The organism is Alkalilacustris brevis, from assembly GCF_003350345.1.
GTDB classification, from domain to species: domain Bacteria; phylum Pseudomonadota; class Alphaproteobacteria; order Rhodobacterales; family Rhodobacteraceae; genus Alkalilacustris; species Alkalilacustris brevis.
Window position 1 is genome coordinate 1 of record NZ_QNVJ01000043.1, and the last position, 6,392, is coordinate 6,392.

Annotated in this window: 8 protein-coding genes and 1 pseudogene; 3 read left to right on the top strand and 6 right to left on the bottom strand. The window is 65.3% G+C overall.

Annotation, left to right across the window (positions count from 1 at the left end; genetic code table 11):
• Positions 1-54 precede the first annotated feature (54 nt).
• The 4 genes from DQ229_RS06055 to DQ229_RS06070 all read right to left on the bottom strand — a co-directional run bounded on the left by DQ229_RS06055 (position 55) and on the right by DQ229_RS06070 (position 3,229).
• A complete protein-coding gene (locus tag DQ229_RS06055; protein WP_114965381.1) occupies positions 55-948 on the bottom strand; it encodes a transglutaminase family protein in 894 nt (297 codons plus the stop codon).
• A gap of 491 nt (positions 949-1,439) precedes the next feature.
• Positions 1,440-2,276 carry a transglutaminase-like domain-containing protein gene (locus tag DQ229_RS06060; RefSeq protein ID WP_114965382.1) on the bottom strand — a complete coding sequence of 279 codons (837 nt, stop codon included), beginning with the start codon at positions 2,274-2,276 and terminating at the stop codon, positions 1,440-1,442.
• A gap of 264 nt (positions 2,277-2,540) precedes the next feature.
• A complete protein-coding gene (locus tag DQ229_RS06065) occupies positions 2,541-2,855 on the bottom strand; it encodes a hypothetical protein (RefSeq protein ID WP_114965383.1) in 315 nt (104 codons plus the stop codon).
• Between the two features lie 17 nt (positions 2,856-2,872).
• Complete coding sequence (locus DQ229_RS06070; protein WP_114965387.1) at positions 2,873-3,229, bottom strand: hypothetical protein; 357 nt, start codon at positions 3,227-3,229, stop codon at positions 2,873-2,875.
• Between the two features lie 271 nt (positions 3,230-3,500).
• Here DQ229_RS06070 and DQ229_RS06075 point away from each other — a divergent pair, with 271 nt between their 5' ends.
• On the top strand, positions 3,501-3,923 hold the full coding sequence (locus tag DQ229_RS06075; protein WP_155326454.1) for a hypothetical protein: 423 nt from the start codon (positions 3,501-3,503) through the stop codon (positions 3,921-3,923).
• Between the two features lie 46 nt (positions 3,924-3,969).
• Entirely contained in the window at positions 3,970-4,317 is a 348-nt protein-coding gene (locus DQ229_RS06080; RefSeq protein WP_114965385.1) for a nuclear transport factor 2 family protein, read from the top strand.
• A gap of 231 nt (positions 4,318-4,548) precedes the next feature.
• Here the strand turns inward: DQ229_RS06080 and DQ229_RS06085 are convergent, their stop codons facing one another.
• The gene (locus DQ229_RS06085; protein WP_114965386.1) at positions 4,549-4,761 is read right to left on the bottom strand and encodes a DUF3185 family protein; all 213 of its coding nucleotides are present in this window, start codon (positions 4,759-4,761) and stop codon (positions 4,549-4,551) included.
• 8 nt (positions 4,762-4,769) lie between these two features.
• Entirely contained in the window at positions 4,770-5,171 is a 402-nt protein-coding gene (locus DQ229_RS16760; protein ID WP_238380975.1) for a hypothetical protein, read from the bottom strand.
• Positions 5,172-5,189: 18 nt separating this feature from the next.
• On the opposite strand from DQ229_RS16760, the pseudogene DQ229_RS16255 reads away from it, so the two are divergent.
• Positions 5,190-6,392, top strand: a pseudogene (locus DQ229_RS16255) (hypothetical protein); the annotation flags it as partial.

Consider the following 6,392-nt stretch of genomic DNA (forward strand, 5'->3'; position numbering starts at 1 on the left):
GGGGGGGGGGGGCGAAGCGACGATGTCGCGGCTGAAGCATCGGATGAAGCTTCCTTACTCGACGGGCGACGGAGGGGACGTGCACAGCTGCTCGACACTGACCTGCACCGCCATTCCGAGAAGGTCGCCCGACCTGCCGTGAAAGCTGCCCGTCACCGGCGCCACCTGCGTAATGTGGCGGGCGGCGGCGACGGGGATCAGGTTGGCCGACCCCATGGAGCGGTTGGTCGGATCGAAGGAGATCCAGCCGGCGCCGGGCACGAAGACCTCGACCCAGGCGTGGGTGGAGCCGGCCCCCGCGGAACCGATGAGGCTGCGGGACGCATCGAACAGGTAGCCCGAGACGATCCGGGCGCCAAAGCCCAGCGTGCGGACGGCCTCGGCGAAGAGGACGGCAATGTCGCGGCATGACCCCCATCCGCGGTCCAGGGTTTCCAGCGGGCCCTGCGTGCCCTCGACCTCGCGGCTTTGATAGCCGACCTGGCCGGACACACCGCCCGCGACATCCTTGAGCAGCGACAGCGTGTCGGTCGGTCGCCCCATCACGAAACCCTCGACCCAGTCGGACAGCCGCCCGGCCAGATCGACATATTGCGGCCGCGCCAGCGCGCCCAGGTCGATCCAGTCCTCATCGGAATAGCGGAACGGGTAGTTTTGCGCGTCGGCCGAGATGTCAAACACCGGCCAGGCCTGCGCGGTTAGATCGACAGTCATCCGGCTCTCGACCGTCAGGGTATCGGTCAGGCCCGAGAAACTGGCGGTGGCGATTGAATTGCCGGCGACGTCATGTGCCCATGTCACCGTCGCCTCTGGCCGGATGATCAGATCGAAGGACAGAAGGCGCAGCTCGCGCGTCTCTCGCGGGCGCAGCATCATGCGGTGCGGCCCCGGCGCGACGGCAGAGGCGTAACGGTATTCGGTCCGGTGGGTGATGTTCAGAACCGGCATGGCCCCCGATCCCGGTTACCTGGACGAGCGGCGGCGGCTTCCGCCATCGCCTGAAGGGATGGCGGATTTCCATGAGGTTTGCGCCTTGCACCGCTTGCAGATACGCTCGCCGAAGCCCTCGCTCATGAACGCGGTCCTGCAGCGCAGGCAGTGCCGCGTCGCCGGCAAGTCGCCGCGCGCGGGTGTGGGGGGCCGTAAGCCCGAAACCTGGTCGTTCATCGTTTTCGCTCCTCGCGTTTGTTCAGCTGCGCGATGTCGCCGCGCGCGCCGGATCAGCATCTGCACCCGCTTGTTCGGCCCATGGTCCGGCTAAGCACCGCAAAAGGAACCCGGCTTTGGTCGCGGAACGCCGTGTCCCGGGCGGGTTGGTCGGCTCCGTCCGCGCGGAAGACCTGTAGCGACATGATGAGCCGACAGAGGGGGCGAACAGCGAGCGCCCTTTGCGCGGTGCACTACATCGGGCCCTGATGAACAGATGGGGATGCGGGCGGTCATTTGCTACCTTCAGGCGGCACTTCTGCCGCTGTGGCTTCATGTGTCCACACCTGGAAGTCCGTCATGAGGTGCGCGCCGAATGTCTGGGTCAGCGGCACGTCGGTGGCATCGCGGCCGCGCGCGACCAGAATTCTGCCAATGCGCGGCGTGTTGTTGCGCGGGTCGAAAACCCACCATTGGCCATCGAGATACACCTCCATCCAGGCGGCGAAGTCCCCCGGGGGGTGGGGCAGGGGTTCGCCGATATCGCTGAGATATCCGGTGCAATAGCGGGCGGGAATGTTCATGCAGCGGCACAGCGCGATCGCCAGATGTGCGAAATCCCGGCAGACGCCATGGCCTTGGGCGAGGGCTTGGGATGCCGTGCGCGTGGCATTGGCATGATGGTAGCCGAAGACCAGGTTTCCGTGAACGAAATCGCAGATCGCTTGAACGCGCGCCCAGCCGGACTCACCCGCGCCGAACAGGCGCCAGGCGTCCTCTGAAAGAAGGTCGGTATCGCAATAACGGCTGCCGAGCAGATAGACGAGCGTTTCGGCCGGCAGGTCCTGCACGGCAAGTTGCCGGGCAGCCGGGGCCACCGGATCGGGTTGCCCGCCATCGCGGAACACGCCGTCCGTCGACAGGACGAACTCCCCCGCCGGGGCCAGGATGCGCGTGCACCAGTTTCCGAATCCGTCGCGATAACCTTCCAGCGGCTCGCTCGGGGAGGAGACAAGGTCGTCGGCCCTCACCACATCGCCATAACGGCTGTGATGGACGTTGAGCAGGGCCACGATCGGCGTTGTCTGGGGCAGGTTCAACTGCAGACGGCACCCCAAACGGATCAACATGAGCGGCACCGCCGCGCGCCCGACGGCGGCCCTTGCACCATCAGCGTGTCAGGATACATCGACCCGCCTCCGAAAGTTGAAACCTCCGGTCGCATTGCCAGCGGTTGCCGGACCGGGCGAGATCGGCATTATCGGGCAGGTCGCGTTTGTTACGCATCGCCTGCCGGGCCTCGACTCCATCTTTCTCTCTCCTCGTCGTCGGCGGTGCATCCGGGGCGCGACCATCGCGGTTTCGGTGATCTTCAGTGATACCGTGGCGGTATCTCATCGTTTTCGGCGGTCTGCGCCGCTGTCCTGTGCTGTGGCGCGCGGGGCTGCTGACCGTTCGGGCCGCTCCGGCAAGGCGCAGGTAAACGCCTCGGAATAATCGTCCGATGCGGTGTAGTCCTGTGCCTTGCGGGCCTTTTCCATCGGTTCGACGAAGGCCTTGCTCAGGTGATCCAGAAATCCGGGCTCCGCTCGGGACAGTGAGGCGATCAACGATTGCAGAATGCGTTCATGCGCCAGGACCCGACGTTCGCGATCGGTTTTCTCTTGCACCGGACGAGGCGTCGGGCCCTGTGTCATGTCGGTATCCATGGATCCTGATCGTGGCGTCACGCCGCGGGAAGGTCGAGCGCGGCAACGCAGGCGGTTGCCAGATTGCGGCTGCCAATCGTATCGCTTGGGATCGTCGCCCAGCCCGCCGCCAGCATGGCATCGCGCTGGCGGACAGTCGTCGTGGCCTGCCGGATGGTTGTCAGCTTTGCGATGCGTTCCGGGTCGTTCTCCGAGCGTTCGATGCAAATTGGCACGAGGGCCGCGACGACGCTTTCATTGGCCAGGGCGCGTGCCATCTGGTTGGCGTTGCTTTCGGTCATCCATCCCGCCCAGATAAAGCCGCCGGCTGCGACAATCACGCCGCCTGCCACAGCTCCGATCAGTCCGGGTTTCAGCCATTCGGGGGTGTCCATCATTGTTCCTTCCATACCTCTGGTGTCACGCAAGCATGGATACTTCACCCGCGGCCGGGCGGGACTGATCGGTGTTAGCCTTGGTGGAAATTCTCTGCCATGACAGCCTGGGATGCGTGCCGGGCTGCGCCGCTGATCTGCATCAGCACGAAACATCCGATCCCCGGGTAAGGTCATCAATGACCTCACAGGCCGAACGCGGCGGTGTGGCGCGCCAGAAGGCCGCGCCTGAACGACCTGCGCCAGACCCATCGGAAAAAGGATGCGTGCCATGACCGGAATGAATGAGCTTCGTCAAGGTGAAACACCTTTCGATCCGTTCCTTTACGCCGCTGTCGGAGAGGATCGGAACGGCAACGTGGTGACCGTCCTGTCCACATTTGCCCGTCTCGGGGTCGAGCCCTGGGGTGCGGCCGCTGAACTCTCCGAGTTGACGCGGGAAGAGGCGCGCGCCCGTCTCGGGGGGCTTCTGGCCCGGTTCCGCGATGTTCCGGCACTCGGGCGCGATGGCGGTGCGGTGACGCTGCGCCTGATCGACCTGCTTCCGCAGGCATCCTCCCGGCGCGCAGGTCAGGATGCGGGTGTGTCGGCGCCGATCGGCGCGATGGGCATGGGGCCTATACTGGCAATTGCGATGATCATTCTGTTCCTGGTCCAGTCCTTCTTTCTGGGCTCGAACGGTGCGGGAAACTGATGCGGCATGAGAGCGGACATGACGTGCAACGAGGGCCGAGAAAGACATGAAACAGGATGAAACCCTCTGGCGCCTGGAAGAGGCGCTCTGGACCAGCGGCCGCGACAGCGCCCGTGCGGAAACGGCCGCGGACGCGATCATTGTTCTGCCCTATCCTGACGGGATCATGCTGGGCGAAAATGCCTGGACCCATCCCTCGGTCAACACCGGCTGGCGGCTGGTGGAGATGATGGACCGGGACATCAGCCGGCACGGTGCCATCGCCATCCTTGCCTATCGCGTTCGCGCGGAAAAGCCCGGCAATGCGATCCACGAGGCGTTGTGCGCCTCGACCTGGCATAACGATGGCGGAACGTGGCGTCGCCTGGCGCATCAGCAAACCCCGACCGATTGAGCGCAAGCCTTCAACCGGGGCGGGGCATGGGGTTCGTGCAAGGTGCTTGCGCGCGAGGCCCATGATCGCATCGGCACCGCAGCCCTGCAGGCATTCTCCGTCGAGGCGGGCAACCCTCTGGCGAAGGCGGTTGCGGCATTTCTCGCGCGGGGCTGTGCCAGGGCACACGGTTTTACGGCGCGCGCAGGCCAGGTTTGCGATGCACCGCTCCTGGCCCCCCGCAGGTTGCAATCAGCGCTGGTATGCGCCGCGGTAAATCAACGCAGCGCCAGCCACGACTGCGACCACCCCGCCCAGCAGATACCACATGGTGGTGTTGGAAAAACGCCCGGTCAGCGCCTCGGTCATCTGGTCCATCGGTGCATTCGAACCCCGCCAGGCGAAGACGAGCAGTACAATGCCGACGACCAGGGCGACCACGCCGAGGATGTTTGTCTGTGTCATGGTCAATCTCACTTTCGATTGGGGCCGCTGGCAGGCTTGTGCCTGAAGATGACCCGGACTCCCGACCCGCCATCGCCGCGAGACGTGCAGCGAAGCATGACGGATCCCTCGCGCGCGGCACTTACCTGGGTCAGTCTGCCCGTGGCGCCGCGCGTCGCGGCTGCTGTTGATATCTGCAAATCGCCGCCCTTCGCTGACGCAGTTTTTCCTGTCCCGCGCGCGAAAATATTGCGAGGGGGCAAACCTAAATCAGTCTCGATAGCGTCGTTTTGGATTAATCGAATTGGAGACGCGAAAACCACGGCGAGCGTTGGGTCGATCCCGTGCTCATGGAAGCGCCGGATTCCGGACCAGAAATCGGGCTCAGCCCACTTGGCTGCCCAACAGGGCATGCCGAAGATCCACATCATTTGAGTGAAGGTGACGAAATGACTCGCAAATCTCTCAAGGCAACCACTGCCATCGTTGCCGTGCTGTCGCTCATGCAGCCCCTTCCGGCGTTGACGCAATCCAGCGCGGGTGCCAATGCCGGGGCGAACGCATCGGCGACGGGGCAGGGCAACCGAATGGAGCGCGCCGACATCCGCTCCTTCGAGGAAATCTGTGCCGAGGCCATGATCTTCGAAGAGGCCGCTTGCGAGCTTCACATCCAGGCGCTTCAGGCCGAGGTCGAGGCAGAGGCCGCGGCTGATGCCGCTGCACAAGCGGCGATCGAGGCCGAGGCTGCGCAACAAGCGGCGACCGAATCCGATGACGCCCTGAAGGCCGAGGCCGAAGCCGAAGCCGCAGAACTGGCACGGGCCGCAGCCGAGGCCGAAGCGCAGGCCGCACAAGCAGCCGATGCTGCCGCACGGCTCGCGCAGGAAGCCGAGGCTGCGGCAGAAACCGCGGCCGAGGCGCAAGCCGAGGCCGATGCAGAGGCGCAGGCTGAGGCCGACGCGCAAGCACAGGCGGACGCTGCTGCAGAGGCCGAGGTTGAAGCCAGGGAACTGGAGCGAGTCGAGGCCGAGGCCGAGGCGGATGCGCAAGCTGCGGCTGATGCCGAAGCCGCCGCACAGGCGGCAGATGAAGCCGAGGCGATGGAGCGGGAACGCGTCGAGGCAGAGGCTGATGCCGAGGCCCGGGCCGTTGCCGACGCAGAGGCAGACGCCCAGGCAGGGGCCGATGCGCAGGCCGTTGCCGACGCAGAAGCAGCAGCGGAAGCGGAGGCGCAAGCTGAAGCCCTGGCGGTGGAGGAAGCCGCAGCAGGTGATGCAGCAGAAGCTGAGGCCAAAGCCCTGGCGGCAGCGGAATGTCTCGCCGAGGTTGTGGCCAGCGACGGAACGATCACCTGCGTCGACACTCTGAGCGGCGATGCCATTGAGGCGCTCGCAGCCGATACCGATGCCGAAGCCGAAGCGTCGGCCGAAGTGACGACCGAAACCGTCACCGAGCGTGATCGTCGCTCCAGCAGCGAAGAGTTCAGGGAGTGGAGCAGGGACGACCGCGAAACCCCGAGCGCCACCGATTCAGGCGCTCCGGTTACAGTGCAGCGCGACACCGGGTTGAGCGATCTCGAAAAGGCCGGTCTGCTCGCGCTTGGCGCAGTGGTTGTCGGCGCGATCCTGACCAGCGGCCAGCGGGTGGAATCC

Bases quoted from the DNA above. Each gene is read 5' to 3' on its own strand.
- DQ229_RS06055 (WP_114965381.1), bottom strand. From the start codon at position 948: ATGCCGGTTCTGAACATCACCCACCGGACCGAATACCGTTACGCCTCT.
- DQ229_RS06060 (WP_114965382.1), bottom strand. From the start codon at position 2,276: ATGTTGATCCGTTTGGGGTGCCGTCTGCAGTTGAACCTGCCCCAGACA.
- DQ229_RS06065 (WP_114965383.1), bottom strand. From the start codon at position 2,855: ATGGATACCGACATGACACAGGGCCCGACGCCTCGTCCGGTGCAAGAG.
- DQ229_RS06070 (WP_114965387.1), bottom strand. From the start codon at position 3,229: ATGGACACCCCCGAATGGCTGAAACCCGGACTGATCGGAGCTGTGGCA.
- DQ229_RS06075 (WP_155326454.1), top strand. From the start codon at position 3,501: ATGACCGGAATGAATGAGCTTCGTCAAGGTGAAACACCTTTCGATCCG.
- DQ229_RS06080 (WP_114965385.1), top strand. From the start codon at position 3,970: ATGAAACAGGATGAAACCCTCTGGCGCCTGGAAGAGGCGCTCTGGACC.
- DQ229_RS06085 (WP_114965386.1), bottom strand. From the start codon at position 4,761: ATGACACAGACAAACATCCTCGGCGTGGTCGCCCTGGTCGTCGGCATT.
- DQ229_RS16760 (WP_238380975.1), bottom strand. From the start codon at position 5,171: ATGATGTGGATCTTCGGCATGCCCTGTTGGGCAGCCAAGTGGGCTGAG.